The organism is Rickettsiales bacterium, from assembly GCA_035765535.1.
Classification (GTDB): Bacteria; Pseudomonadota; Alphaproteobacteria; order Rickettsiales; family JABCZZ01; genus JABCZZ01.
In genome coordinates, this window is the sequence record DASTXE010000006.1 from 449,652 (window position 1) to 475,792 (window position 26,141).

22 protein-coding genes and 1 tRNA gene are annotated in these 26,141 nt (G+C 52.3%); 11 read left to right on the top strand and 12 right to left on the bottom strand.

The window, feature by feature from the left end; genetic code table 11:
- Positions 1-43: 43 nt before the first annotated feature.
- Both rpoD and dnaG read right to left on the bottom strand, forming a co-directional pair.
- Positions 44-2,608, bottom strand: a complete 2,565-nt coding sequence (gene rpoD / locus VFT64_10920; protein ID HEU5048339.1) for an RNA polymerase sigma factor RpoD — start codon at positions 2,606-2,608, stop codon at positions 44-46.
- 22 nt (positions 2,609-2,630) lie between these two features.
- Positions 2,631-4,457 (bottom strand): DNA primase, encoded by a 1,827-nt coding sequence (dnaG, locus tag VFT64_10925; GenBank protein HEU5048340.1) that lies wholly within the window; start codon positions 4,455-4,457, stop codon positions 2,631-2,633.
- Between the two features lie 82 nt (positions 4,458-4,539).
- On the opposite strand from dnaG, the gene VFT64_10930 reads away from it, so the two are divergent.
- The 4 genes from VFT64_10930 to trpD all read left to right on the top strand — a co-directional run bounded on the left by VFT64_10930 (position 4,540) and on the right by trpD (position 9,396).
- Positions 4,540-5,280, top strand: coding sequence for a TlyA family RNA methyltransferase (locus VFT64_10930; protein HEU5048341.1), 741 nt, complete (start codon positions 4,540-4,542; stop codon positions 5,278-5,280).
- A 167-nt stretch (positions 5,281-5,447) separates the two neighbouring features.
- Positions 5,448-6,608 (top strand): phosphoserine transaminase, encoded by a 1,161-nt coding sequence (locus VFT64_10935; GenBank protein ID HEU5048342.1) that lies wholly within the window; start codon positions 5,448-5,450, stop codon positions 6,606-6,608.
- 98 nt (positions 6,609-6,706) lie between these two features.
- A complete protein-coding gene (gene serA / locus VFT64_10940) occupies positions 6,707-8,281 on the top strand; it encodes a phosphoglycerate dehydrogenase (protein ID HEU5048343.1) in 1,575 nt (524 codons plus the stop codon).
- A gap of 92 nt (positions 8,282-8,373) precedes the next feature.
- The gene (trpD, locus tag VFT64_10945; protein HEU5048344.1) at positions 8,374-9,396 is read left to right on the top strand and encodes an anthranilate phosphoribosyltransferase; all 1,023 of its coding nucleotides are present in this window, start codon (positions 8,374-8,376) and stop codon (positions 9,394-9,396) included.
- Here the strand turns inward: trpD and VFT64_10950 are convergent.
- The 4 genes from VFT64_10950 to VFT64_10965 all read right to left on the bottom strand — a co-directional run bounded on the left by VFT64_10950 (position 9,393) and on the right by VFT64_10965 (position 13,986).
- Positions 9,393-10,499, bottom strand: coding sequence for a helix-turn-helix domain-containing protein (locus VFT64_10950; protein ID HEU5048345.1), 1,107 nt, complete (start codon positions 10,497-10,499; stop codon positions 9,393-9,395). The two genes, trpD and VFT64_10950, sit on opposite strands and share 4 nt — an antisense overlap.
- Positions 10,496-11,197: a hypothetical protein gene (locus VFT64_10955; protein ID HEU5048346.1), complete on the bottom strand. Its 702-nt coding sequence runs from the start codon at positions 11,195-11,197 to the stop codon at positions 10,496-10,498. The genes VFT64_10950 and VFT64_10955 overlap by 4 nt, the downstream gene beginning before the upstream one ends.
- 2 nt (positions 11,198-11,199) lie before the next feature.
- On the bottom strand, positions 11,200-11,946 hold the full coding sequence (locus VFT64_10960; protein ID HEU5048347.1) for a hypothetical protein: 747 nt from the start codon (positions 11,944-11,946) through the stop codon (positions 11,200-11,202).
- A 99-nt stretch (positions 11,947-12,045) separates the two neighbouring features.
- Complete coding sequence (locus VFT64_10965) at positions 12,046-13,986, bottom strand: secretin N-terminal domain-containing protein (protein ID HEU5048348.1); 1,941 nt, start codon at positions 13,984-13,986, stop codon at positions 12,046-12,048.
- Positions 13,987-14,223: 237 nt separating this feature from the next.
- On the opposite strand from VFT64_10965, the gene VFT64_10970 reads away from it, so the two are divergent.
- The 3 genes from VFT64_10970 (at position 14,224) to ilvC (ending at position 17,765) form a co-directional block, all read left to right on the top strand.
- Positions 14,224-16,014, top strand: a complete 1,791-nt coding sequence (locus VFT64_10970; protein HEU5048349.1) for an acetolactate synthase 3 large subunit — start codon at positions 14,224-14,226, stop codon at positions 16,012-16,014.
- Position 16,015: 1 nt separating this feature from the next.
- On the top strand, positions 16,016-16,561 hold the full coding sequence (gene ilvN / locus VFT64_10975) for an acetolactate synthase small subunit (protein ID HEU5048350.1): 546 nt from the start codon (positions 16,016-16,018) through the stop codon (positions 16,559-16,561).
- Between the two features lie 184 nt (positions 16,562-16,745).
- Complete coding sequence (ilvC, locus tag VFT64_10980) at positions 16,746-17,765, top strand: ketol-acid reductoisomerase (protein ID HEU5048351.1); 1,020 nt, start codon at positions 16,746-16,748, stop codon at positions 17,763-17,765.
- A gap of 73 nt (positions 17,766-17,838) precedes the next feature.
- On the opposite strand, the gene VFT64_10985 is transcribed toward ilvC, so the two are convergent.
- From VFT64_10985 to metZ, 5 genes are all read right to left on the bottom strand, one after another.
- On the bottom strand, positions 17,839-18,261 hold the full coding sequence (locus tag VFT64_10985; protein ID HEU5048352.1) for a hypothetical protein: 423 nt from the start codon (positions 18,259-18,261) through the stop codon (positions 17,839-17,841).
- Between the two features lie 111 nt (positions 18,262-18,372).
- Positions 18,373-18,801, bottom strand: coding sequence for a hypothetical protein (locus VFT64_10990; GenBank protein ID HEU5048353.1), 429 nt, complete (start codon positions 18,799-18,801; stop codon positions 18,373-18,375).
- A 4-nt stretch (positions 18,802-18,805) separates the two neighbouring features.
- Positions 18,806-19,489: an AIM24 family protein gene (locus VFT64_10995; protein HEU5048354.1), complete on the bottom strand. Its 684-nt coding sequence runs from the start codon at positions 19,487-19,489 to the stop codon at positions 18,806-18,808.
- Entirely contained in the window at positions 19,431-20,357 is a 927-nt protein-coding gene (locus VFT64_11000) for a sterol desaturase family protein (protein ID HEU5048355.1), read from the bottom strand. Before VFT64_11000 ends, VFT64_10995 begins: the two co-directional genes overlap by 59 nt.
- Positions 20,354-21,541, bottom strand: a complete 1,188-nt coding sequence (metZ, locus tag VFT64_11005) for an O-succinylhomoserine sulfhydrylase (protein ID HEU5048356.1) — start codon at positions 21,539-21,541, stop codon at positions 20,354-20,356. Before metZ ends, VFT64_11000 begins: the two co-directional genes overlap by 4 nt.
- Positions 21,542-21,904: 363 nt before the next feature.
- Here metZ and VFT64_11010 point away from each other — a divergent pair, with 363 nt between their 5' ends.
- The 4 genes from VFT64_11010 (at position 21,905) to VFT64_11025 (ending at position 24,131) form a co-directional block, all read left to right on the top strand.
- Positions 21,905-22,201, top strand: coding sequence for an HU family DNA-binding protein (locus tag VFT64_11010; protein HEU5048357.1), 297 nt, complete (start codon positions 21,905-21,907; stop codon positions 22,199-22,201).
- A 187-nt stretch (positions 22,202-22,388) separates the two neighbouring features.
- Positions 22,389-22,464, top strand: a tRNA-Val gene (locus tag VFT64_11015).
- Between the two features lie 202 nt (positions 22,465-22,666).
- Positions 22,667-22,870: a 30S ribosomal protein S21 gene (gene rpsU, locus VFT64_11020; GenBank protein ID HEU5048358.1), complete on the top strand. Its 204-nt coding sequence runs from the start codon at positions 22,667-22,669 to the stop codon at positions 22,868-22,870.
- A 181-nt stretch (positions 22,871-23,051) separates the two neighbouring features.
- Positions 23,052-24,131, top strand: coding sequence for a hypothetical protein (locus tag VFT64_11025; GenBank protein HEU5048359.1), 1,080 nt, complete (start codon positions 23,052-23,054; stop codon positions 24,129-24,131).
- Positions 24,132-24,161: 30 nt separating this feature from the next.
- Here VFT64_11025 and aspS read toward each other — a convergent pair whose 3' ends face one another.
- Positions 24,162-25,976, bottom strand: coding sequence for an aspartate--tRNA ligase (aspS, locus tag VFT64_11030; GenBank protein ID HEU5048360.1), 1,815 nt, complete (start codon positions 25,974-25,976; stop codon positions 24,162-24,164).
- Positions 25,977-26,141 lie beyond the last annotated feature (165 nt).

Genomic DNA, 26,141 nt, shown 5'->3' on the forward strand with positions numbered 1-26,141 from the left:
AAACTTTGTTCATGCAACGTTTTCCGACGTCCCTTTTCCCTCGTTACTGCTGCTCCAGGAAGCTTCTGAGCTTACGCGAGCGTGACGGATGCTTCAGCTTGCGTAGCGCCTTAGCTTCGATCTGACGGATACGTTCACGCGTAACCGAGAATTGCTGGCCTACCTCTTCCAGCGTATGGTCGGTATTCATACCGATACCGAAACGCATACGCAGTACGCGTTCTTCACGCGGGGTGAGGCTTGCAAGAATACGCGTCGTCGTTTCGCGCAGGTTCGAGTGAATCGCAGCATCGAGCGGCAATACAGCGTTTTTGTCTTCGATGAAATCGCCCAGATGCGAATCTTCTTCGTCACCTATCGGCGTTTCGAGCGAAACCGGCTCCTTCGCGATCTTCATGACCTTGCGCACCTTATCCAGCGGCATCACAAGTTTTTCTGCCAGTTCTTCCGGCGTCGGCTCACGGCCGATCTCATGCAGCATCTGGCGCGACGTACGTACGATCTTGTTGATCGTTTCAATCATATGCACCGGGATACGGATCGTACGTGCCTGATCGGCGATCGAGCGCGTGATCGCCTGGCGGATCCACCAGGTCGCATAAGTCGAGAACTTATAACCGCGGCGATATTCGAATTTATCCACCGCTTTCATCAGGCCGATATTACCTTCTTGAATAAGGTCGAGGAATTGCAGGCCGCGATTCGTGTATTTCTTCGCAATCGAAATCACGAGACGTAAGTTCGCTTCGATCATCTCGCGCTTAGCTTTCGTGGCTTCGCGCTCGCCTTTCTGCACGGCATTGACGATACGCTTATATTCACCGATACCGACACCGACTTCGCTTGCAATCTTGGAGATTTCATCACGGATATTGGTGATGAAGTCCTTATCTTTCGTTGCAAAATCCGCCCAGCCTCTGTCTTTCAGCTTGGCTACTTTCGCGATCCAACCCGGATTCAGTTCCTGACCCGTATAGTTCTGGATGAAGCTTTTGCGGTCAACGCGGTGGGTTTCCGCCTGACGCAGCAAACGACCTTCCAGGCCGAGCAGACGCTTGTTCACATTGTAAAGCTTCTCCATCAGCCCTTCCACACGCACCGTGCTCAGGCGGATATCCATCATGAGATCCACGAGCTGGCGCAGCAGGGTCTGGTATTTTTTACGGTCCGCATCGTTATACGTGCCTTCGCCATAAGCAGACTGCAGATGCTTTTCCTGCAAGGAGCGCAGCTTTTTGCTGATTTTTGCAAACTCGTCCAGCGTTTCCAGTATCTTCGGCTTCAGCGCATTTTCCATTGCAACGAGCGAGATCGCGGCATCGTCATAATCATCCGGATCTTCTTCGCCATCGCCATCTTCATCTTTCTTATCTTCGACTTCTTCATCGAACGGAACGTAATCGTCATCCTCTTCGTCCTCGTCTTCGCTAGCTTTCTTGACGGCTTTCTTCGCAGCCTTCAGTTCCGCCTTGGAAGCTTTTTCCTTCGCGGCTTTTGCCTGGCGTTCGGCTTCGGCTTTCTCACGCTCCGCCTTTTCTTTCTCGCGGCGCTTCTTTTCTTCTTCTTTCGCCTTGGCAATCAGGGCGGCCGTGCCGTCCTGCTCCATGACCTTTTCAGCCACGTTTTCCATCGGAATTTCAGCGGAAGCAAATACGGGCTTACCTTCCGCATCCGCACCGTACGCTGCATCAAGATCGATCACGTCGCGCAGCATCAGCAGGCCCGCAGCCAGATCGTCGCGCCAGGACAGGATTTCCTGCATCACCATCGGGCTTTCGCACAGAGACGAAATAATCATCTCGCGTCCGGCTTCGATACGCTTTGCAATCTCAATTTCACCATCGCGCGACAGCAGTTCGACATTGCCCATTTCGCGCAGGTACATACGTACCGGGTCGTCGGAACGGCCGCCTGCATTCTCCAGCACTTCCTCAGCATCGCCGCCTTCTTCGCGCTGCTGTTCGGAAAGCTCAAGCGACTCGCCTTCTTCCACTACGCTGATATCTGCGCGTGACAGCGCGCCAATCGTCGCTTCGATCATTTCAGGCGAGAATTCATCCCCCGGCAGATACGTATTGAGTTCTTCATAGGTGATATGGCCGCGCGTACGTCCGAGCGCGATCAGTTTCTTGATGACGGCTGGATTCGGCTCATCCTTCGAGCCCTTCGCAGCCCCTTTCTTACCAACGTTTTCTTCCACTGCTACTTTCTTGTCTGACACGATCTTCTTCTGCTCTTGTTTTTTCTGATTCTGCTTCTGATTCTGTTCCGGCTTCTTCTGAGGTGCTGCTGATTGTTTCGGCTGTGGCTTTATAGGTTTTTCATTTTTTTTTGCAACAACAGCCTTCTCTATTTTTTTATTTGGCTTAACCTCCGCTTTTTTTACCGGAGGCTTTTTCTGCGGCGGTTGGGGCTTCTTCACTGCCGCCTTTGGAGCCGGCTTTGCCACTTTCTTACTTTTTGCAGCGGCAACATTACGAGCCGGGGGCGATGCCTTTCTGGCCGGTTTCGCCGGAGCTTTTGCTGCGACGGCTTTTTTCACGGGAACATTCTTCTTAGATTTATCCTGCGCCTTGCTTTTCGTAGCCTTCTTGGATGCTGCTGCCATAGTATGACCTTATGAATATATTCTATGCTTCTGATGTAACAACATAACGAGAGCGATGCAACTCATCTCTCTGTTTCTGTAATGCCTGTAACCGGTTAAAATTCTGTTCGGACGAGTCACGCTCCAGCGCGCCGCTCGCTTCCTTAATCTCATTATCCAGCTTTTTATCGCTATAGGCGCAGTAAGCCATCTCAAAAGCGCGCACTGCCGCCTCCGGGCTTTCCGCAGCTCCGCCGCGCAGCTTCGCCTGAACCACATTATTCTGCTGCAAGATAGTTTTTACCTTTTCACTAAATCCGCGTTCAGCAAGAGCGGCACAAAGCGCCGCATGCTCAACCCCTTGCGCGACCGAGCCTATTTCTAAAACAGCACAGCGTATTTTGTCAAGCACAGGTTGCGTGAAGTCCATATGCGCAAAATGCTCTTCGATGTCAGGATGATGCAGCAAAAAAGGGTACTGTATCATCAATCCGGCAATCTCCTCTTCCAGCCGCCCCAGATGCGCTTCTGTGTCATTTTCATCCGGCAGAACGCCCGGTTTGACCGGCGGCAACACGGCTTTCGCGAATTTTCCGGGTCGCTTGAGCACGTTCATCTGTCCTTTAAAATAATCACGCAGATGCTGTTTTACAATAGTATCAGCCACCGCATCAGCCGTTTTCAGCAGATGCTGCTCCAGCATCGCCCGCTTTTCTGGCGTTTCTGTACCGATCTCCGTGACGGCGCTTTCCCACAGGAAATGCGAAAGCACCTTGGACTGCGCCAGTAATGTGCGCATGGCGGAGGGCCCCGCCCGCTTAATAAGACTATCCGGATCATCTCCCCCGGTAAGACTCACCAGCCGCAGGCTATGGCCGGGTTTCAGTAATGGTATAGCGAGCTCAGCCGCCCTTTTCATGGCACGGGCACCGGCAGCATCCCCGTCCAGGCAGAAGATAGGCTCCGGCACTGCCCGCCACAGCAGCCTCAATTGCGGCTCCGTCACAGCCGTTCCCAACGGTGCCACCGCTGTCGTGAATCCGGCCTGATGGAGTGCAATCACATCCATATACCCTTCCGCCACGATCATCGTATTCGTCTCACGCGCTGCCCTGCTGGCGATATCATAGGCAAACAACATTTCCCCTTTTTTAAAGATAGGGGTTTCCGGCGAATTCAAATATTTAGCCGCATGCTTGGATTGCTGGGAGGGTAATATTCGCCCGCCGAAAGCCACAATCACACCGCGCGCATTGCGGATCGGAAACATCAGACGCCCGCGAAAACGGTCATACGTTCTGCCGTCATCAGCCTTTGCAAGCAGCCCGGCCTCAATCAGCATAGCTTCGCTGATACCTTGTTTCATTAAAGCGGACTTCAATTCCTCACGCCCTGCCGGAGCATATCCCAGCCCGAACTGTTCCACCATCGCCGCGCCCAGAGCGCGATCCGCCAGATAATGCCGCGCCTCTTCGCCTCCGCGCGCAGAAAGCTGGTGCACGAACCACTTGGCCGCCAGCGCAACCGTATCCTCGATACTGTGACGCTTCTGCTCCTGCTGTTTGGCTTCACGCGTCATCTGCGGCACCTGCATGCCAACTTCACCCGCCAGCCGCTCCACCGCCTCTATATAGCTAATACCTTCATAATCCTTTATGAATCCAATTGCATCTCCGTGCGCGCCGCACCCGAAGCAATGGAAGAACCCCTTCTCGTCATTAACCGTGAAAGAAGGCGATTTTTCTTTATGGAACGGGCAAAGCCCATGAAATTCACGGCCATGCCGCTTCACAGGCATGCGTTTGCCAATGACTTGCGACAGGGGTGTATGGTGCCGCAGCCTTTCAATAAATTCCGATGGAAAGCGCATAAGGTTAATGGTAGGCAATAAGTCCGGTTACACTTTATATAGTGCAAACCCCTTCCATTTACAATGCGCGGCAACAAAAAGCATGGCAAAATTAAGGCTGGACATATTACTGGTTGATCGCGGACTGGCCGACACCCGCGCAAAAGCGCAGGCACTGATCGCCGCCGGCAAGGTCTATAGCAACGAAGTAAAACTCGACAAGGCGGGCCATCCGGTGGCTGAAGATATTCCGCTCACCGTCCGGGAGGCCGAACACCCGTGGGTTTCGCGCGGCGGCATGAAACTTGCGAAGGGATTAGAATATTTCAATATAAATCCCAGTGGCTTAATTTGCCTTGATGTCGGCGCTTCCACCGGCGGATTCACGGATGTATTGCTGACTCATGGTGCGGCGAAGGTCTATGCGGTGGATGTCGGCCACGGGCAGCTGGACTGGAAATTGCGGCAGGATGCACGTGTCGTGGTGCTGGAAAAGACTAACGCACGGAGCCTCGACCACAATTTAATCCCGGATACCCCTGCCCTTATTGTCTGCGATGCGAGCTTTATCAGCTTGAAAACCGTGCTGCCTGCTTCGCTTACACTGGCAGCAAAGGACGCAGTCCTGATCGCGCTCATTAAGCCGCAGTTCGAAGTCGGCAAGGGCAATGTCGGCAAAGGCGGTGTTGTGCGTGACGAATCGCTACATAAGATAGTATGTGAAGATATTGAGAACTGGCTCACAGAAACCATGGGCTGGAATGTATTGGGAATTACGGAAAGCCCGATCAAAGGCCCCAAAGGCAATACGGAATTTTTAATCGCAGCCGCGCACAGTCATTAAAGCACGGAAATTATCCCACAAACTACATCCTCCAAATGTGATACCAATCCGCAGAAGCCCTTAGTTCTGCCGTACTAATCATTTACAAAAAAGTTTATTGCATCCTCCCGGCAATGCGCTAAATATCGTACCGCAATGCAATATACTCAATGTGAGGCCCGATCTTTATGAAACCTACCGCAAAACCCCAGAATCCCTGCTTTTCTTCCGGCCCCTGCGCCAAGCGTCCCGGCTGGTCGCTGGATGCGCTGAAGGACGGCGCTTTCGGCCGCTCCCACCGCGCCAAGATCGGCAAGAACAAGCTGGCTGACGTCATCGAACGCTCCAAAGCGGTACTGGGCATGCCGAAAGATTATGTGCTGGGCATCGTACCCGCTTCCGATACGGGCGCGATTGAAATGGCCATGTGGTCGCTGCTGGGCGAACGCGGCGTGGATGTTTTCGCATGGGAAAGTTTCAGCGCTACATGGGCTGCTGACTGCAAGAAGCAGCTCAAGCTGCAGGACCTGCGCGTATTCAATGCCGACTACGGCAAACTGCCGGATCTCTCACAGGCTGACTGGAAGCGCGACGTGGTGTTCACCTGGAACGGCACGACCTCAGGCGTAAAAGTGCCCAATGGCGACTGGATTCCGGCGAACCGTGAAGGTCTCGCAATCTGCGACGCGACTTCCGCTGTATTTGCCATGGAAATGCCGTGGGACAAGCTCGACGTTGTCACCTGGTCCTGGCAAAAAGTCATGGGCGGCGAAGGTGCGCACGGTATGATCGCACTGAGCCCGAAAGCCGTTAAGCGCCTCGAAAGCTACACGCCTGCATGGCCGCTGCCGAAGATCTTCCAGCTCGCTAAAGGCGGTAAGCTGATCGAAGGCATCTTCAAGGGCGAAACCATCAACACGCCTTCCATGCTCTGCGTGGAAGACGCGCTGGACGGTTTGAAATGGGGCGAAAAGCTCGGTGGCCTGAAAGCGCTTGTTGCACGTTCCAACGCCAACCTCGCTGCGATTGAAAACTGGGTAACCAAAGCAGGCTGGGCTGGATTCCTTGCGGAAACAAAGGAAACCCGTTCCAACACGTCCGTCTGCCTGAAGATTGTTGACCCGTGGTACACTGCATTGTCTGAAGACGAACAGGCTGCAGGTGCGAAGAAAATCGCAAGCCTGCTGGAAGCAGAAGGCGTTGCTTACGATATCGGCGCATACCGCGATGCACCGGCGGGCCTGCGTATCTGGGCTGGCGCAACGGTGGAAACCAGTGATATTGAAGCGCTGCTGCCGTGGCTTGACTGGGCTTACGCACAGGTAAAGCAGGAACGCAAAGCCGCATAACACTTCCGCCATCTATAAAGGCCGAAGAAGCGAATAAGATGCGAAGGGAGATGAACTTCATCTCCCTTCATAAAACATGAGATGAAGGAAACAAAACAATGCCAAAAGTACTGATAGCCGACAAACTAAGCCCGCAGGCCATTGAAGTGTTCAAGCAGAACAAAGTGGATGTGGATGTCAAAACCGGCATGACGCCGGATGAACTGCTGGCCGTGATCGACCAGTATGACGGGATCGCCATCCGCTCCGCAACCAAAGTGACCGCTGCCGTGCTCGAAAAAGGCAAGAAGCTGAAGGTAGTAGGCCGCGCTGGCATCGGTGTCGATAACGTTGACGTCAAAGCCGCCACCGCTGCTGGCGTTGTAGTCATGAACACGCCGTTCGGTAACTCTGTTACTACCGCTGAGCATGCTATCTCGCTCATGATGTCCCTCGCACGTGAAATTCCGGCCGCGAATGCTTCCACCCATGCAGGTAAGTGGGAAAAGAACCGCTTTATGGGCGTAGAAATTTCCGGCAAAACGCTCGGTCTTATCGGCTGCGGTAATATCGGTTCCATCGTTGCCGACCGCGCACACGGCCTGAAGATGAAAGTGATCGCATACGACCCTTTCTTAAGCGCAGAAAAAGCTGAATCCATCCAGGTGGAAAAAGTGGAGCTGGACGAACTGCTGAAGCGCGCCGATTTCATCACGCTGCATACCCCGCTCACCGACTCGACCCGCAATCTCCTTAATAAAGACACTCTGGCCAAGACCAAGAAAGGCGTTCGCATTATTAACTGCGCGCGCGGTGGCCTTGTGAATGAAGCCGACCTGAAAGCAGCTCTCGATTCCGGCCATGTAGCAGGCGCAGCGTTCGACGTGTTTGAAACCGAACCTGCCAAAAGCAGCCCGCTGTTCGGCATGGACCAGTTCATTGCTACGCCGCATCTCGGCGCTTCCACGTCCGAAGCGCAGGAAAACGTTGCCGTGCAGGTGGCCGAGCAGATGTCAGAATTCCTGACGGTTGGCACCGTTACGAACGCGCTGAACATTCCGTCCGTTTCCGCTGAAGATGCACAAAAGCTGAAACCGTATATCAGCCTTGCGGGCCAGATTGGCAGCCTTGCCGGCCAGCTCGCTGAAAGCGGCATCAAATCCATCAAGATTCAGTATGAAGGTGCTGTCTCGACGATGAACACCAAACCGCTGACCGCTGTGGCGCTGGAAGGCCTGCTTTCCCCGCTGGTGGAAACCGTGAACATGATCAACGCTCCTGTTATTGCGAAAGAACGCAACATCGACGTCAGCGAAGTCAAGCGTGACCGCGCCAGCGACTACCAGACGCTGATTCGCATTACGGTTGTTTCCGACAAACACTCCTACGAAGTGGCTGGCACGCTGTTTGCTTCCAAGCCGCGTCTCGTGGAAATCAGCGGCGTGAAGCTTGAAGCGGGTATGGGCGCACGCATGCTGTATGTCAACAACGAAGACAAGCCGGGCCTGATCGGCAATCTCGGCAAGCTGCTGGGTGAAGCGAAGATCAACATCGCAAATTTCCATCTCGGCCGTAACGACGAGCGCAACGACGCTATCGCACTGCTCGAAGTGGATGATCCGGTATCGGCCGATCTCGTCGCGCAGATCAACAAGCTGCCGAGCGTGAAACAGGCTAAAGTACTGAACTTCTAACACCCTACCCGGTTCCGGCTCCACTGTTCATAATGTGGAGCCGGAGCATTTCGCAGCTTGCTACCAGCCAAAGCCTGCGCTAATTTCTCCCCATGATAAAAGAATTCATATCGCGTCTGGCCGGCGGTGAAGATTTAAGCCAGGAAGAAGCGACCCGTACATTCCAGATTATTATGAATGGCGGCGCCACGCCTGCCCAGATCGCTGCCATATTAATGGGACTGCGCATAAAAGGTGAAACCGCTGCCGAAATCGCAGGCAGCGTAATCACCATGCGTGCCAAGATGGAAACGCTCAACGCTCCGGAACATTGTATCGATGTCTGCGGCACAGGTGGCGATGCCTCACGTGAAAGCGGCAGCACATTGAACGTCTCTACCGCTGTCTCTCTTGTGGTGGCGGCCTGCGGTGTGCCGGTTGCCAAACATGGTAATAAATCCGTCTCCTCCTCCAGCGGTTCGGCAGATGTGCTGACGGCGCTGGGCGTCAATATTCAGGCGGGCAAAGACAAATCGGAAACAGCGCTGCGGGAGGCCGGAATATGCTTCATGTTCGCCCCGCTCTATCACAAATCCATGCGAGATATTACTCCCGTGCGCCAGGAACTTGGTATCCGCACGCTCTTCAACCTTCTGGGCCCCCTCGCCAATCCGGCAAAACCTAAACGCCAGCTCTTAGGCGTATATGACCGGAAATTACTGCATCCGATGGCGACAGTCCTGAAAACCTTGGGCAGTGAAAAAGCCTGGATTGTGCATGGCAGTGACGGCATGGACGAGTTGACCATTTCTGGCCCTTCTCATATCTGCGAACTAAATGGCGATACTATCCGCTCTTTTAACATATCCCCGGAAGATGCGGGATTGGAATGTGCCGCACCTGATGCGCTGAAAGGCGGCACGCCGGAACAGAATGCGCACGAATTATCATTACTGCTGACCGGCAAGCTTTCTGCTTACCGCGATATTGTGCTGCTTAACGCAGCCGCCGCCTTGGTCGTAGCGGATAAGGTAGCGGATATAAAGGCAGGTGCAGACCTTGCCGCAGAAGCGATCGACACCAGAAAAGCATTAGAAACGCTGGCCGAACTGGCACGGATTACCAACAGCAACTAAGATACAGCATTATTATTCTGGCTGCGATATTCGCTTGGTGAAACGCCTGTAATCTGTTTAAAAACCCGGTTGAAGGATGGAATACTGTTGAACCCGACCTCAAAAGCGATGGTGGTAATAGGGGTAGTTTCATCGGCCAGTCGCTGCTTGGCCTCTTCCACCCTGTAACCGTTCACCAGCATGCTGAAATTTTGCGAGAAGCATTTATTAATCGCCCGCGAAAGATTATTTTCTGTCACTGCCAGCTTTTTCGCGAGCATTTCACGGCTTAGATCCATCTGCCGGTAAAGCTTCTGCGACTCCATAATCTGTGTGACATCTTTCGCCAGCGCTTTGTCTTTTTCCGTTGTGATCGTACTATCCACAATGGTCTCGGCAATAGTCGGTACACGCTCATAAGCGATTTCGAAGGAACGGTCGAACACGCGAAAGATATAAGTAAGCACGAGGTAGATGAATCCCATGCGCACCACCGTACCGGCGATCTCTGCGCGCTGCAGGTCAAGATGCCCGCTGGCTTGCGCAAGCTTCATGGCCAGAATGATCAGATTCAGCACAATCAGCGATACGATGATCGCATACCGATCACGAGCCTGGTAGGAATTAGTCTCCTCTGCCCGCCCCAGACGGTTATAAAGTGCAATCGTCAGCAGGAAGATCATTCCCGCGCTGAAAACTTCATAGAGCTGACGAAAAACAAAGGGAGCGGCACAGAGATTATCGTGAATACAGATTTCTGAGCCGCTATAAAATGTCGTCGCATAATCGATCGAGCTACCTCCCACCAGAGGTATGGTCAGCACAGCCCAGTAAACAAGGGCCGGAATATCACCGGTAATAAACGTAATAATCAGCAGAAAACTGAAGGCCGTCATCGTGCTCTTGCCCGTCACGAGCGCCTGCTGCAGCCAGGGACCGAACCCCAGCGTATCACCCAGCGGAAGAATGAAGCTGCAAGCCAGCGCCACGAAATAAAGCACCGGCACGATGATCTTGCTGAAATTACGCGCTGTCACCAGCAGGAAAAAGATAATGAACAGACACGGCCCAAGCGCCATCAATTGCAGTGCCTGGTACCAGTTCAGTAAATTACCTTCCATCATGGCTCGTCGCCTTGCCGTATCTTTTCCATTTTCTTCAGCCGCTCTTCGACGAAATACGTCATGAAGCGGAGTTCCGCAGGCGGGATGTTTTTAGAATTTTTCTCAATATCTTCGATGATATGATAGGCATCATCCATCTCGCCGCGCTTTTCATGCACGAAGGCAGGAAGCTGCCGCACCCAGTAAGGAGCATTATACGCATGTTCCAGCGGTTCCGCCATCTTTAATGCAAGATCGTTATCCTTGAGCTTGTGCTGGGCAAGGTACACTGCCTGCGCCAGCCACCAGTATTTCTGCTCCGGCCTGTAAGAAGAATATTCATAAAGATAATCGATAACATATTTCACATCCGGCACATATTGCGTCTGGCTGAAATAATAGCTCGCGATAAACGGCATATAATCGGACTGGTTATTCAGGCTCTCAAGCAGCATGAACCAGGCATAAAGTTTCTGGAAATCATATTTATAAAGCTCAGTGAAACGCCCGAACGTATCGCCCGCATTCTGGATATCCAGCGCCAGCAGGCGGAAATAAAACTCCTCATCGCCGAAAGAAAGCGCCTTGACCGCTGTTCTGCCTGGAACATCAGGCACGATATCCATCTCCGGCAAACGGTTATGCGTCATTCCCCAGAAGCCTACCTGCAACCCGAAGAAGACCAGCAACAAGCTATATCTGCGCAAAAAACTCATCATAATTAAAACTGCCTGCGGCGGAAATCCACAACGGTTGCCAGCAGCAGCAACGCTATAACCGCCACCGCCTGCGCCACAAGAAACTCCCATTCGCCCACCTGTTTAAGCCCATAAATAAGCCAGTCGCTGCGCGCAAAGAAATCAAGCCGCGGAACGATCGCTGTTATCATCTTCAATATCTTGCCAGGAGCGCCGCTCAGCCAGCCGCTTTTGGAATCTGCGTCGATAATCGCCAGAAAGAAACCTGCCAGACGGGCAAATGCATAAAACCCCATGCTTGCAAGCGTAGAGGTAACGGCACTGCGAAGCGTGAAAGAAGCAAATAATGCAATCGTCACCACAAGCCAGCATTCTACCAGAAGACTTACACCCCAGAATATAAACCCCTTCATGTTCATAATCCCCTGCACGGCAACAAGCCCAAGCATCGGAATGGTCAGCAAAGTCGCCACAGCGCCAAATCCCAGCCAGTATGAGAATACAAGATTTGTCCGTGTAATGGGGCGGGAAAGAAAAACGTCGATTTCCTTACTATCGAAAGCACTGCGCACATGAAAGCAGGCGAAGATGATAAGTCCGATAACCACGACGCCGCGAACGGCAGCGCTTGTAAAGGAAACCGTCATCTCCTGATTCTCTATCAGCGCTGTTCCACCAAGCATATGCGCAATTAGCGTGCAGACCAGAATACCGAGCATCAACATGCTAAACAGCCAGTCACGCAGCGCTGTCAGAAGAATATACTTCACATTGGTAAGCATAATGCGTCACACGGTTCTTAAGCAACCGCCCTCTTATGGAAAAGCTGTTTCGCTAATATTGGAAAATCTGCCACTGCATTCCCGCCCTTAAAAAGATACCGGTCTGGGATCCTGGGAGAATTTATGGAATATATTCGTATCCGTGCCGTTGAGGGAACCATGCGAACCGACAATCGAAGCCTTGATAAGCAACACCAGTTCCTTGTTATGAGATGACTTGCTGACACTCTTAAACAGGTTTCCAATAATCGGCAAACCGCTTACAAACGGAACACCAGAGTCCGTATTCGTTGCTTCCTGCTGCATCAGCCCGCCGATCACCATCGTCTGGCCGCTCTTAAGTTTCAGCGTAGAATCCAACTCGCGCACCTGCACTTCAGGAATCTCACTCGAAACACCGCTAATTTTATAAAGAGCCGCTTCAATAGCAACCGCAGGATCCGACACGAAATCAAAAATCGTGGATAAAGTCGGGCGCACGGAAAGCGTCACTTCATTGTCTTTCAGGTCGATCGAAGGCATCATCGTCATCATGATACCGATCGGAACGGTGTTAATCGTGCTGGTGACTGTCGGCTGTGTCGGCAAGGAAGTGGTGGTGCCTACCGTCGTGGTGGTCGGCGCCGTAACACTCACCGTAAAGTAAACATGATTTGTCGCAAAGGTTAGCGTAGATTGCTGGTTATTGATCGCATGTAGGCGCGGACTTGATAAAGTACGTACCGTACCGAACGCTTCCAGCATTTCCAGAATATTTTCCGTATTGCCGCTAAGCGAAAACTGGACAAAGTTAGAGGTTGATGTAGGTACCAGCGGATTGGTAGGCGAACGTAATGGGAACTGTGTGGAGATATTACCTATCCCGATATTATTGCCGATACGCGTGCCGACCGTCTGCCAGTTAATGCCGCTGGCATACTGGTCGTTCAGGTCAACCTCAATAATTTTGGCTTCAATCAACACCTGGGCAGAAGCATTCTTTCTCAATTCCTCAATATAGCGTTCAACCATTTCCTGCTTGCGGTTGTCAGCATTGACCGTCAGTACGCCTGCTTGCCGATTGAGTGTATATTCTGCTTTATTCGTAGCGCCAGCCTGAGCGGAGGCATTATTACCACCCGGCGTAGCGGACGGTGCTGCAGGAAGCGGCGGCGCTCCTCTCCCCCCGCTGGCGGCATTAGCATTTGGCTCCGTCAGCATAGTATTGGCGGAAAGATGATCCGGCTCCTGATAAGCAATGATCTGCTGAATGCCCGCTTCAAAGGATTTCCAGAAATCACCGCTGGATTTCGTCTGCACGCTTGAAGTCGAACCCGTCGTAAGCCCCCCACCCGAACCGCCACCGGAAGAACCGCCCGAAGAACCGCCACCACCGCCGCCTGACGAACCGCCGGATCCACCGCCGGAAGAACCGCCACCACCGGAAAGTACATTGGTGCTTAAATTCACAGCGCTGGCACTGTCACGATCCACGTTCAGGAAGCTGACGGGATAATTCTTAATATAAGGCATATCGCGCTCAACATGCAGGACCCCGTCCTTCATCGTGTAGCGCAGATTAGCAAGTGCAGCGATACGGTCGATCACTTCATTAAAAGGACGATCCTTTGCAATAAAATTAATTCCGCCCGAGATTCCCGCATCAAGATCGATATCGACATCGGCGAGCTTCGCCAGTTCCACCAGCACGTCTTTCAGCGGCACGTCATCTGTCACCGCGATGGAAACGATCTGGGTTTCGCCTATTTTGGGAGGACGCGGAGCAGCCAGGATATCCGCCATCTTCGGAACGGGCGGCGCTTCCTGCGAAATGGTCAGCTTGGGTGGTGCATCACCCTGCTTGGCAGCCGTCAAATGTTTGTAATCATCGCGCGTCAGATTGAGGTCGGGGTCGATAGGATCGAGATGCTTGTAATCACCTTTGCCGACTTTGCTGAAGGACTCGCCTATGCTTCCCATGGAACTGCAACCTGAAATGAACAGGAAGGAGCCCGCAACAGTAACGGACAACAAGCGGGAAAGACTCATTTTATACGCGACCTGCAATGTCCTATGCCTTTGCTTTTCGTAATAAATTATATGACGCAAATACCACCTAACTCTTTATATATATGGTTACAATCTACGGTTCAACTATTTATTAATTACTTATCAAATAAAATATTGCCCGTTGCATTCAAAAGCATTCTATGAGAAAAACATTACATTTCTCTGCTTCCCAGCGCATCGGGAACAGATTTCCGACGAGATAATTTTGAGACAAATATGCAACCATCGCTGAAAAAAGAAACGGAAAAAATGCCCGCGCAGACAATGGAAATCACCGGAGCCGAAATGGTGGTGCGTGCCATTGTTGAACAGGGAACAGACACGGTGTTCGGTTATCCGGGCGGTGCGGTGCTTCCGATATACGACGCGCTGTTCAAGCAAAACAGCCTGCGGCATATTCTCGTGCGCCATGAACAGGCAGCGACACACGCCGCCGAAGGCTATGCGCGCTCCACAGGAAAAGTCGCTGCCGTCATCGTGACGAGCGGTCCCGGCGCAACCAATGCCGTCACGGGTCTCACGGACGCGCTGATGGATTCCATTCCGATGGTCTGCATTACAGGCCAGGTTCCCACGCATCTGATCGGCTCGGACGCTTTTCAGGAAGCCGACACGACCGGAATCACGCGCTCCTGCACGAAATACAATTACCTCGTGCGCGATATTAAAGATCTGGGCCGTATTCTGCATGAAGCATTCCACATCGCCCGCACCGGCAGGCCGGGCCCCGTGGTCGTTGATATTCCCAAAAATATCCTGAACCAGATCGGCACTTATAACGGTCTGCAGGAAACAGAACGTAAATCCTATAATCCGCAAACCGTCGGCAATGAGAAACAGATTGAAAAAGCCGTTGAGTTGATGGCAAATGCCAAGCGTCCGATCTTTTATGTCGGCGGCGGTGTAGTCAACTCAGGCCCTGGGGCGTGCGAGGCACTGACCGACTTCGCACGCACAACCGGTTTCCCTGTCACCAACACCCTGATGGGGCTTGGCGCATTCCCCGCTTCCGATCCGCAGTTCCTCGGCATGCTCGGAATGCACGGCAGCCTGGAAGCAAACATGGCCATGCATGATTGCGACGTCATGATCTGCGTCGGCGCACGTTTTGATGACCGCGTCACGGGCAAGCTAGAAGGCTTCTCGCCGAAATCAAAAAAGATCCATATCGATATCGACCCCTCCTCCATCAACAAAAACGTTCGCGTGCACGTGCCGATCATCGGCGATGCCGGAACGGTAGTCGAGCAGATGGCTGCTTTATGGAAAAAGAAAAAGCCGAAGCTCGACAAAACAGCACATGCAGACTGGTGGAAACAAATCGAAGGCTGGCGCGCAAAGAAAAGCTTCAGCTACGCTAAAAGCAAGGATACCATCAAGCCGCAATATGCACTGGAAAGGCTGAACGAAGCCCTGAAGAAACAGGATTTCTTCATCACAACCGACGTTGGCCAGCACCAGATGTGGGCGGCACAGTTCCTGAAGTTCGACAAGCCGGGCCACTGGATGACCTCGGGTGGCCTCGGCACGATGGGTTATGGTTTTCCCAGCGCTATCGGCGTGCAGATTGCAAACCCTGAAAAGCCAGTGGTGTGCGTGACAGGCGAAGCCTCGTTCATGATGAACATTCAGGAGTTTTCGACCGTCGCGCAGTATAACCTGCCGGTCAAGGTCCTGATCCTCAATAACGGCTATATGGGCATGGTGCGCCAGTGGCAGGAGATGTTCCATGGCGAACGCTATTCCGAATCCTACATGGAAAGCCTGCCGGACTTCGTAAAGCTCGCCGAAGCCTATAAGATCAAAGGCCTGCGCGCGAGCACAGTGAATGAAGTAGATAAAGTCATCAAGGAAATGCTGAGCACCAAGGGCCCCGTCCTGGTAGATATGATCGTGGAAAAAGCGGAGAACGTTTATCCGATGATCCCGGCCGGTGCAGCGCATAATGAAATCGTGCTTGGGCCCGAAAGCCGCAACGACCAAAAGCTCGACAAGAATCAGGTATAATATGTCCGACATTGTATACGATATTCCGGAAGTCAAAGAGACGATTGAAAAACATACGCTGGCCGTGCTCGTGGATAACGAATTTGGCGTGCTGGCGCGCGTCATCGGCCTGTTCTCTGGCCGCGGCTATAACATTGAAAGCCTGACCGTAGCCGAAGTGGAGCACGACAAGAAACTGTCGCGCATCACCATCGTCACCTCCGGCAGCGAGATGATCATCGAGCAGATCAAGCGCCTGCTGGAACGCATGGTGCCTGTGCACAAGGTCAATGACCTGACCGTCGAAGGCTCGCATGTTGAGCGCGAACTGGCGCTCGTCAAAGTCAAGGGCAAGGGTGACAGCCGCATCGAGGCTTTACGCATTGCAGAGATATTCCGCGCCCGCTCGGTGGACGCATCACATGACAGCTTCGTATTTGAAGTAACGGGCACAAGCGACAAAGTTGATGCTTTCATCGAACTCATGCGCCCGCTCGGCCTGGTGGAAACGGCACGCTCCGGCGTCGTCGCCATTGCACGGGGCAAAAAAAGCCGCACTGCTGCCTGAGAAAGCAGTGTTTGCCGGGGATTTTCCTGCTCCAATCCGGGAAGCTGTCTCTGGCATAACGGCTTATGCAATCCGTGCCAAATAAACGCGTGTACGTCGCATTTTCCCTTGTGTTTTAGCCATTTTCACTTACAACAAATAAAATCGCGCAACCCCATATCAACCAACGTTAATGGAGACCATGATGAAAGTGTATTACGATAAAGACGCTGATCTGAAGTTGATCAGGTCCAAAAAAGTGGCTGTTATCGGCTACGGCAGCCAGGGCCATGCCCATGTGGCAAACCTGCGCGACTCCGGCGTGAAGAACCTGAAAGTCGCCCTGCAGTTTGGCTCCAGCTCAATCGAAAAAGCAAAAAAAGCGGGGTTTGAAGTTGTTACTCCGGCAGAAGCCGCAAAGTGGGCCGATCTCATCATGATCCTGACTCCGGATGAAACCCAGGCAAAACTCTACAATGAAGAACTCGCGCCGAATCTGAAAAAAGGCGCTGTCATCGCTTTCGCGCACGGCTTCAATATCCACTTCCAGCTCATTGAGCCGAAAAAGGATTCGGACATCATCATGATCGCACCGAAAGGCCCCGGCCATACGGTACGCGGCGAATACCAGAAAGGCGGCGGCGTGCCCTGCCTTATCGCAGTACATCAGGATGCTTCCGGCAAAGCGAAAGAACTCGCCCTGTCTTACGCTTCCGCTGTCGGCGGCGGCCGTTCCGGCATCATTGAAACTACCTTCCGCGAAGAATGCGAAACCGACCTGTTCGGCGAACAGGCAGTTCTGTGCGGTGGCGCTGCTGCCCTCGTTCAGGCTGGGTTCGAGACGCTGACCGAGGCGGGCTACGCACCGGAAATGGCATATTTTGAATGCCTGCACGAACTGAAACTGATCGTCGACCTGATGTATGAAGGCGGCATTGCCAACATGCGCTACTCGATCTCAAACACCGCCGAATACGGTGACTACAAGACCGGTCCGCGCATTATCACGGAAGAAACCAAGAAAGAAATGAAGCGCGTGCTGGAAGACATCCAGACTGGTCGCTTTGCGCGTGATTGGATGCTGGAAAACGCAGCCGGAAAAGCATCTTTCAAAGCAACCCGTCGCATGCAGGCTGAGCACCCGATTGAAGCGGTCGGCGAAAAGCTGCGCAAGATGATGCCCTGGATCGCCAAGAACAAGCTGGTGAACAAAGCGGAAAATTAATCCTGCGTTAATGCCTAACTAAAAAGGCGTGCCTCCTTCAGGAGCACGCCTTTTTTTATGCATGAACCACGTACTACCAATGACCGAACCCAAAATCCAGCGCATCAAACAGCAGGAAATCATCAACCCAATCATCGCGGCTGCCTCCTCTTTTAGCAATAGCATAAGTCAGCACACCGGCCGCTACGGAAGTAACCGCAGATAGGGCAAGGCTTTTCTCTTTTTCATTATGCGTTATCTGCCGCCACGCTCCGGAAAACATGTTTGCATGATGGTCTTTGACTATAGCGGATTCTTCACTTCGCAATTCTTTCTTGGCTTCACGCTCCGTCCACTGGCCTGTTGCAACATTTTCTCCGGCCTTCCTTTCAACAGCATCAAAAGCGCCCTGATCCCGCAATGCATTCGTCGCAAATCTCCTGGCCGTTGTATGCAATGTCACCGCTCCCGCCATTGCCGAAACGGCACTCGCCACTAATAAAGCGCCTTTATCCATAGACATGCCTTCAGTGAAAATCGTCACTTCAGTATAGCCGATACTGTCCGCGGATGCTTGTGAACATTATGTGACAGAGCTAACAAATATTATTAATATACAAGCGACAAATTATTTCCCGTATACGCTACGCACGCGCTGCACCAGCCTATCCGTCTGCTGCTCAAGTCCCTTAACGACATTCTCCGCCACCAACTTACGCCATAAGAATGCAAACGGTCCGTCCACGCTGATTGTAGATTTAATTTCCAGCCCGTCCGGATGCATGACCAATTCGTGAGAGTCATACATTTTCGCTAAAAGAAAAGGAGTCACGTCCGTGAAAGAGCGGTTCACAGTTACTTCCGTAATCGCGATTGTAAATTTAGGCCCGCCCTTGGGCTTAAAGAGGAAATGATTTCCGACCGCAAAAGCGCCGGAAATTTCCGCAAGGTCGATATCATCCTGCCATGTATGCCACTGATTCACATCCGTCCATACATTCCAGACTTCTTCCGCAGAAAGGCCGATGACTTTCTTGCTGTAACTTCCGCTCCACATAAACTTACGATTGCTGCTTTGTGGCAAGCACGCCCAGTAAACTGTCAACAATCACCTGCTGCAACGCAACAGAATGATTCGGAATGCTGGAAAGATAGACCCTGCCCGTTCCTTCTATTACCTGAACAAACCCTTCGCCGGATGTCGCTGTTGCAAACAGTGACCGGCTGGAGCGCTGCACAGAATAACCGAGCCCTGCACTGCGTGCCACGGCAAACGCACCATCCAGCACCAAACGTTCATTCTTCAGGTCCACTACTTCAATCGGCCCGGGCGAACAGGCGATTACCCAGCCTGTTCCTGAAACAGCCGTCTGGATAAACCCTTCCCCGGAAAAAAGCCCGGAAGATAGATTATTCACATGAACATCCACTTCCACGCCCATATCCGAAGCCCAGTACGCCCCACGCTCGAGCACAACCTTATTGCCTTTGAGATCGATTTCAACGAACTCATGAAAGCGCGGCGCAAGCATCAGCGTACCCGTACCTTTATAGACAGGACGGAAAATCTTATTGCCGGTAATCGCAGACTTCAACATGCCGCTGACAGAGGGCATCGGGCTCGTCATATCGATCTGGCCACGCCAGTAACGCGCCGCACCGGCTTCGGTGCGAACGGAATCGTTCTCAAGCGTCACTTCCACGTAATGCATCAAGTCCTTGGTCTTGATCTCGAACTTCGCCATTGTCTGCTCTCACTTTTTTGCGTTTTTTGATAAAAGGATAGGCGAGCTGATCCAGCACGTTCTCCGGTATATCGTCATGCTCCGCGCCAAATACGGTCGGTCGTTTGTCTTTCGGATCATAATACGTGCCGAACAGAATATCGAGGAACGGGAATGTCGGTGCAAAATTCTTGCTCCCGCCCTCCGCCATGTGCGTATGATGCCAGCGGTGAAACGTCGGGCTCGCCAGAAAATAGCGGAACGGTCCGTAGGTCCAGTTCACATTCGCATGGACAAGCGGTGAATAGATCATATTGAACGGCAGCAGCACCGCCCAGGCTTCTGCACTGAAGCCAAGCATATAGACCACCGCCCCCACCATGGTGGAATGGATGATGATATTCACGGGATGGAAGCGCACGGAAGTCAGCCAGTCTACATTCTTGGGTGAATGATGGATGGAATGGAACTTCCAGAAATGCATCGTATGGAACATACGGTGCGTCCAGTATTGCATGAAGTCCATGATCAGCAGGATAAGAAATGCCTGTGCCAGCACGGGAAGTTTATTAAGCGGCGCTACACCCGCGTTGAAATTCGCCATATCCGCGGTCGTATAAATGCCCAGCGCCAGCACTAGCGCTACCAGCCCGCGATTAATCAGCACATTCACTTTTACATATAAAAGCGGCCCGCTGAAAAACCAGTAAAGCGTGTCGGGAATCATTCCTTTATGAATAAGCGGCTGGTCACGCTTGCTCGGAAAAAGCACTGCTAAAGACATGAAGACCGCACCGCAGACGAGGAACCACGTCACGATATTCCAATGCGCCATCTGCATATAGAAGGATGCCGCCATATCTCCGATATGCGACAGTTGTTCGCTCATGATAATGCCTGTTTCAAATCATTCAGAAGATCGCCAATATCCTCAATGCCGACGGAAAGGCGCAACAGCCCATCCGTAATACCCAGCCCCGCGCGCGTTGCCGCATCCATATTGGAATGCGTCGTCGATGCCGGATGCGTGATCAGACTTTTCGCGTCGCCCAGATTGTTGGAGATGTCTACAATCTCCAGCTTATTCATAAACCGGAAGGCTGCCTTCTTGCCGCCCTTCAGGGAGAAGGCGATCATGGGCCCGCCATTGCTCATCTGTTTCTTCGCTATAGTATAATGCGGGTGGCTCTTAAGTCCCGGATAAAATACCTTCTCAATCTTCGCATGCCCTTCAAGGAACTTTGCAATCGCCGCCGCATTGGCACAATGGCGCTCGATGCGCAAGTCCAACGTCTCCATACCTTTCAGCGTCACCCAAGCATTGAACGGGCTAAGTGCAGGACCGGTATGACGGTGGAACGGCAGCAGCACTTCGTCAATAAACTGTTTGCTGCCCAGTACGGCACCGCCCAGCGTACGCCCCTGCCCGTCTATATGCTTGGTCGTGGAGTAAACAACGATATCCGCACCAAGCTTCAAAGGATGCTGTAAGAGCGGTGTGGAGAATACGTTATCGATAATCAGCTTCGCTTTTACCTTTTTACATAGCTTCGCTACTGCAGCGATATCGACGATATCAAGCGTCGGATTGGCAGGCGTTTCCACGAACACCGCCACCGTGTTTTTACGCAGCGCTTTTTCCCACTGTTTGAGATCCGCACCGTCCACCAGCGTATACTCAATTCCGAACTTCGGCAGGATCTGTGTAATAATATAGTAGCACGAGCCGAACAGCACTTTGCTCGCAACGACATGGTCGCCCGTTTTCAGCTGGCACATTAAAGATGCAAACACGGCAGCCATACCGCTCGCCATGACACAGGCACGCTCCGCGCCTTCCATAAGCGCCAGGCGGTCTTCCAGCATCGCGAGCGTCGGGTTCAGGTAACGTGAATAGACGAAGCCCGGTGCCACGCCATTGAAGCGGCTTTCCGCCGTTTCTGCGGAGTCATAACAGAAGCCGGAATTCATGAAAATGGCTTCGCTCGTTTCGCCGAAATTGCTACGACGCGTTCCACCCCGCACCAGGCGGGTGGCAAGTCCAAGGGAGATTTTGGTTTTCTTTTCTGACATGGCCACACACTCTATATTATATTATATATTTATATAGGGAACGTACAGAGGCATTGTTAGAGTCTCACCTGTTATATGCAATATAATAATATGCGCGCGGCACACAAAAACACCGTCTGTGTCATCTGCTGCATCGCCCGCAAAACGGGGCTCACACTGTGTTCTGGATGCATCTACCTTGCGCAATCCGACTAAAAAGCCCTAAAAATGACCGAAATCCTGCATTTTTTTAAGAGGCGGCACCAAAATCTTGTTTACAAGGCTAAAAAAGAATGGTTGAGTCGAAGGCGTAGACACCGCAGAGACTGAGTTCTTCAAGGTGTCATACGAACAAAAACAAAATAAACCTTAACGGAGTTTGCCATGAACAAAAATGAATTAGTTGCTGCAATCGCAGATCTCGCTGACCTCAGCAAAGCAAAAGCAACCGAAGCGCTCGACGCGTTCACCGCAGTTGTTGCAAAGACCCTTGCTTCCGGTGGCGAAATCCGCCTCGTTGGCTTCGGCACGTTCGAAGTGGCTAACCGCAAAGCAACCGAAGGCCGCAACCCGCGCACCGGTGCTACCATCAAAATCGCAGCTTCCAAACAGCCGAAATTCCGCGCTGGCAAGCAGCTGAAAGAACAGGTCAACAAGCCGTCCAAGAAAAAAGCCGCTTAATAATATAGGCGGCTTTTTTGCTCTGTAAGATTGCAGAGCGGAAAGCATCAAATTTACGCCGCTATTTTTTTATTAAATTTAGCGGCGTAAATGTTGACAGAAGAAAATAAAGTTACTATGAGTTTCGGCACCGATACGGTGCCAGTTTTTTATGGGGGCTTTTAAGACTCCATAATCAGCAAAGAGAGGGCGATTAGCTCAGTTGGTAGAGCATCTCGTTTACACCGAGAGGGTCGGCAGTTCGAGCCTGTCATCGCCCACCATCTGCATCTTCGGCTTCGCGTGGCTTACGATACGCGAAGTTGAAGATGCGGTCCTCCCTCTCGTCAATCTGAAAATTCCCTAAAATCCCTATATAAGAAGCCTTTGGGCCCGTTTTGTCGCCAGAATACGATTATTCTCGACAAGACACAGGTTCATGATTATACTCCGCGGCCTAGAATTCGTGGAAGGGGGTAACCTTTAGTGGTAGAAGTAGTTGTTCGTGATAATAACGTTGACCAGGCGCTTCGTGCCCTCAAGAAGAAGATGCAGCGTGAAGGCATTTTTCGTGAAATGAAGATGCGTCGTCACTTTGAAAAACCCTCTGAAAAGCGCGTTCGCCGTGCAGCCGAAGCTGTGCGCCGCACCCGTAAACTTGCCCGTAAAACGGCAGACAAAAACGATTAAAAAACCTTTTTAACCGTGCCAAAGGCCATTTACCTGTTGAAAAAGCAGTTAAATGGCCTTTTTTTGTGCCTATAATCCTCTTCCATCAAACCGCAATTTTCACATAATCTTCACAATTCTGCGGAAGCGATATGTGATATTCTGAACAATGGATTAACATGCATTGATTGCGCGCTATTTTATGGGAGCTTTTGAGGATTTCCGTCAGGCCGCCACCCGAAGAGTCTATAAGGGTGTGACTTCGTCCGCCTCCAGCGGCTCGAAATCCATGCTCACGCATGCGCTCAAACTCAATGCTTCTTTCGGCCTGCTCATTTCCTCCGCTGTACTGGTCTTCTGGGATATCAGCGATTACCGGCTTGAAAAAAAGAAACTCGCACAGGAATACTCGCAGGAACTGGGAGCAAGGCTTAATAAATCCCCTGATCAGGTCACGGCCAAGGATCTGGAAACGGTCGCCGCAGACAATCCGACACTGGGCGAAGCAGTGCATCGCAGCAAATTGAAGCGCAATCTGCACATCACAAGCAACCTGCTCGGCACGGTCGCAGGCTTTGCAGCAGCCACTTTTCTTTTCGCCTCAACAGGGGGCATCGGCATGGCAGTCTTGGCCGCCCTGGTGGGATTCGTCTCCTATATGGCGACGGACGCTGCCGCTGGCGCCATCGGGCGCAGAATGCTGCATCTGAAAGAACCCAAAGTGAAGGACGTGGAAAAGAATCCATCGCTCCAGCCAGAACTGAGCATGCCAAGCCAGGTGAAATTCATCGAATGGATGCAGGACCGCCGGTTGGAAATCGCACCGGAACACGTTGCGATTCTGCTCAATAAAGCCAATCCCGGTGCGGACATTCCCGTGGAGCAGACGGAACAACTGGCGCAGGATCTGAATGATCGGCTCGTCAACGCACAGGAACTCGCATTCATCGCCTACGGCCAGACCTCCGGTGTGCCCAAGCGTGAGATACCCGAACGCAGCGCCCTGGAGATGGCTAACCAGAGAATTGCGGAACAGACTCAGGTCATCCGCGAGCAGGCCGCAAAGCTGGGAGACAGGGCATCGGAATTCGGCAGCGCCGCAAAAGAGAAAGCTTCAGAATTCAAAGAAAGAGCGGGAGAATGGACAAGCCGCATCATGCCCAAGAAACAGCCGCAGGACATTATTAATGAAAAAATAGCCCAGGGCCCGCAAAGCGCCGCTGACACGGTGCTGAACCAGCGCCAGCAACAGGCTGAACAGCCCGCAGGGTTAGGCGTCTAATCCAGTCATTGCGAAACAGAATAAAAGATTCTACGCCGCTTCTTTTGCTGCCTTCGCCTTCGGTGACATCTGAATATGCAATTCACGCAATTGCTTCTCTTCCACAAACGCAGGCGCCTGCATCATGAGATCTTCCGCTTTCTGGTTCATGGGGAAAGTGATAACCTCACGGATATTGGGCTCGTCCGCAAGCAGCATCACCATGCGATCCACGCCCGGGGCCAGACCACCGTGCGGCGGTGCACCGAACTTGAAGGCGTTGATCATCGCACCGAAACGCGCATCGACGGTTTCCTTACCGTAACCCGCAATCTCGAAAGCTTTGTACATGATATCCGGGCGATGGTTACGGATCGCACCGCTAGAAAGCTCTACACCGTTGCATACAATATCATACTGGTAAGCAAGAATCGAAAGCAGTTTTTTCTTGTCGCCTTTGGCAGCTTCCAGCGCTTCCATTCCCCCCTGCGGCATGGAGAACGGATTATGGCTGAAGATGATTTTGTTCTCTTCTTCATCCCATTCGTAGTACGGGAAGTCCACGACCCAGCAAAGTTTGTAGCAATCTTTCTCCACCAGCCCCAGCTCTTCACCAAGCTTCACGCGCACCTGCCCTGCAAGCTTAGCAGCCGCAAGTTCTTCACCGGAGGAGAAGAATACGGAATCGCCATTCTTAAGACCTGCCGTTTTCTTGAGTTCTTCCAGCTTTTCCGGCGTCAGGAATTTCGCAATCGGACTCTTCGGCGTGCCGTCTGCTTCAAAGGTAATGTACGCCAGTCCCGCCGCCCCGAGCGACTGCGCATAAGCGATCATCTTGTCGAAGAAGCTGCGCGGCTGCCCTGCCGTGTTCGGTGCAGGCACAGCGCGGATGACGCCGCCATTCTCGATAATCTTGTTAAAGATGCCGAAGCCCGAGCCCTGGAACACAGTGGTCGCATCGCTGATCTTGATCGGGTTGCGAAGATCCGGTTTATCGCTGCCATATTCGAGCATTGCCTGACGGTACGGAATGCGCGGGAACGGATAGTCAGTAACCTGCTTATTTGAAAACTCCTTGAACAGCCCATGCAGCACCGGCTCGATCGCCGCGAATACGTCTTCCTGCGTGACGAAGCTCATTTCAATATCGAGCTGGTAGAATTCACCCGGCGAGCGATCCGCGCGCGCATCTTCATCGCGGAAGCAAGGCGCAATCTGGAAATAACGGTCAAACCCGGCCACCATCAACAACTGCTTGAACATCTGCGGCGCCTGCGGCAGCGCATAGAACTTACCCGGATGCACGCGGCTCGGCACGAGATAGTCACGCGCCCCTTCCGGTGAGCTGGCAGTCAGGATTGGCGTCTGGAATTCATTGAACCCCTGCTCTGTCATTTTGCGGCGCAAAAATGAAATCACCTGAGAGCGCAGCAGGATGTTGCGATGCAGTTTCTCGCGGCGCAGATCCAGAAAGCGATAGGTCAGACGTGTATCTTCCGGGAATTCCGCATCGGAATTGACCTGCAGAGGCAAAAGTTCCGCAGCGGATTCCAGCACATAGGATTCCACCACCACTTCAATCGTTCCCGTAGCAAGATCCTTGTTCACCGTCTCCGCCGCACGCGCCACAACCTTACCCACAACGGTGATCACGCTCTCATAACGCACAGCCGTCAGCGAGTCGAAAATATCTTTATTGCTCTCAGAGTTAGCCACAAGCTGCGTAATGCCGTAATGGTCGCGCAGATCGATGAACAGCAGATTGCCATGGTCGCGCTTGCGGTGTACCCATCCGGAAAGTTTAACATTCTGCCCGGCATCCTTGGCCGTAAGCTGGTTGCAGGTATGGGTTCTGTACTGGTGCATTTTCTCTATTCTTTTCATTAAGTTCGCCAATTCTCAAAGCCCCCGGCCAGAGCCGGTTTCCCTAAGAGTTCATTATCGAACGCTAGGTATAATGGATTGAAACGCATGAAACAAGCGCAATTGCAGATTTTGCTAATGACATTTTCTTGCAAATGCGCTATAAGC

Excerpts from the sequence above, each read along its gene's own strand:
- ilvC (HEU5048351.1), top strand. The coding sequence starts at position 16,746 with ATGAAAGTGTATTACGATAAAGACGCTGATCTGAAGTTGATCAGGTCC.
- VFT64_10990 (HEU5048353.1), bottom strand. The coding sequence starts at position 18,801 with ATGTGGAGCGGAAGTTACAGCAAGAAAGTCATCGGCCTTTCTGCGGAA.
- VFT64_10950 (HEU5048345.1), bottom strand. The coding sequence starts at position 10,499 with ATGATGGAAGGTAATTTACTGAACTGGTACCAGGCACTGCAATTGATG.
- VFT64_11010 (HEU5048357.1), top strand. The coding sequence starts at position 21,905 with ATGAACAAAAATGAATTAGTTGCTGCAATCGCAGATCTCGCTGACCTC.
- aspS (HEU5048360.1), bottom strand. The coding sequence starts at position 25,976 with ATGCACCAGTACAGAACCCATACCTGCAACCAGCTTACGGCCAAGGAT.
- trpD (HEU5048344.1), top strand. The coding sequence starts at position 8,374 with ATGATAAAAGAATTCATATCGCGTCTGGCCGGCGGTGAAGATTTAAGC.
- VFT64_10930 (HEU5048341.1), top strand. The coding sequence starts at position 4,540 with ATGGCAAAATTAAGGCTGGACATATTACTGGTTGATCGCGGACTGGCC.
- VFT64_10955 (HEU5048346.1), bottom strand. The coding sequence starts at position 11,197 with ATGATGAGTTTTTTGCGCAGATATAGCTTGTTGCTGGTCTTCTTCGGG.
- VFT64_10995 (HEU5048354.1), bottom strand. The coding sequence starts at position 19,489 with ATGGCGAAGTTCGAGATCAAGACCAAGGACTTGATGCATTACGTGGAA.
- metZ (HEU5048356.1), bottom strand. The coding sequence starts at position 21,541 with ATGTCAGAAAAGAAAACCAAAATCTCCCTTGGACTTGCCACCCGCCTG.
- VFT64_11000 (HEU5048355.1), bottom strand. The coding sequence starts at position 20,357 with ATGAGCGAACAACTGTCGCATATCGGAGATATGGCGGCATCCTTCTAT.
- VFT64_11025 (HEU5048359.1), top strand. The coding sequence starts at position 23,052 with ATGGGAGCTTTTGAGGATTTCCGTCAGGCCGCCACCCGAAGAGTCTAT.
- VFT64_10965 (HEU5048348.1), bottom strand. The coding sequence starts at position 13,986 with ATGAGTCTTTCCCGCTTGTTGTCCGTTACTGTTGCGGGCTCCTTCCTG.
- VFT64_10970 (HEU5048349.1), top strand. The coding sequence starts at position 14,224 with ATGCAACCATCGCTGAAAAAAGAAACGGAAAAAATGCCCGCGCAGACA.
- VFT64_10985 (HEU5048352.1), bottom strand. The coding sequence starts at position 18,261 with ATGGATAAAGGCGCTTTATTAGTGGCGAGTGCCGTTTCGGCAATGGCG.
- rpoD (HEU5048339.1), bottom strand. The coding sequence starts at position 2,608 with ATGGCAGCAGCATCCAAGAAGGCTACGAAAAGCAAGGCGCAGGATAAA.
- ilvN (HEU5048350.1), top strand. The coding sequence starts at position 16,016 with ATGTCCGACATTGTATACGATATTCCGGAAGTCAAAGAGACGATTGAA.
- dnaG (HEU5048340.1), bottom strand. The coding sequence starts at position 4,457 with ATGCGCTTTCCATCGGAATTTATTGAAAGGCTGCGGCACCATACACCC.
- VFT64_10935 (HEU5048342.1), top strand. The coding sequence starts at position 5,448 with ATGAAACCTACCGCAAAACCCCAGAATCCCTGCTTTTCTTCCGGCCCC.
- serA (HEU5048343.1), top strand. The coding sequence starts at position 6,707 with ATGCCAAAAGTACTGATAGCCGACAAACTAAGCCCGCAGGCCATTGAA.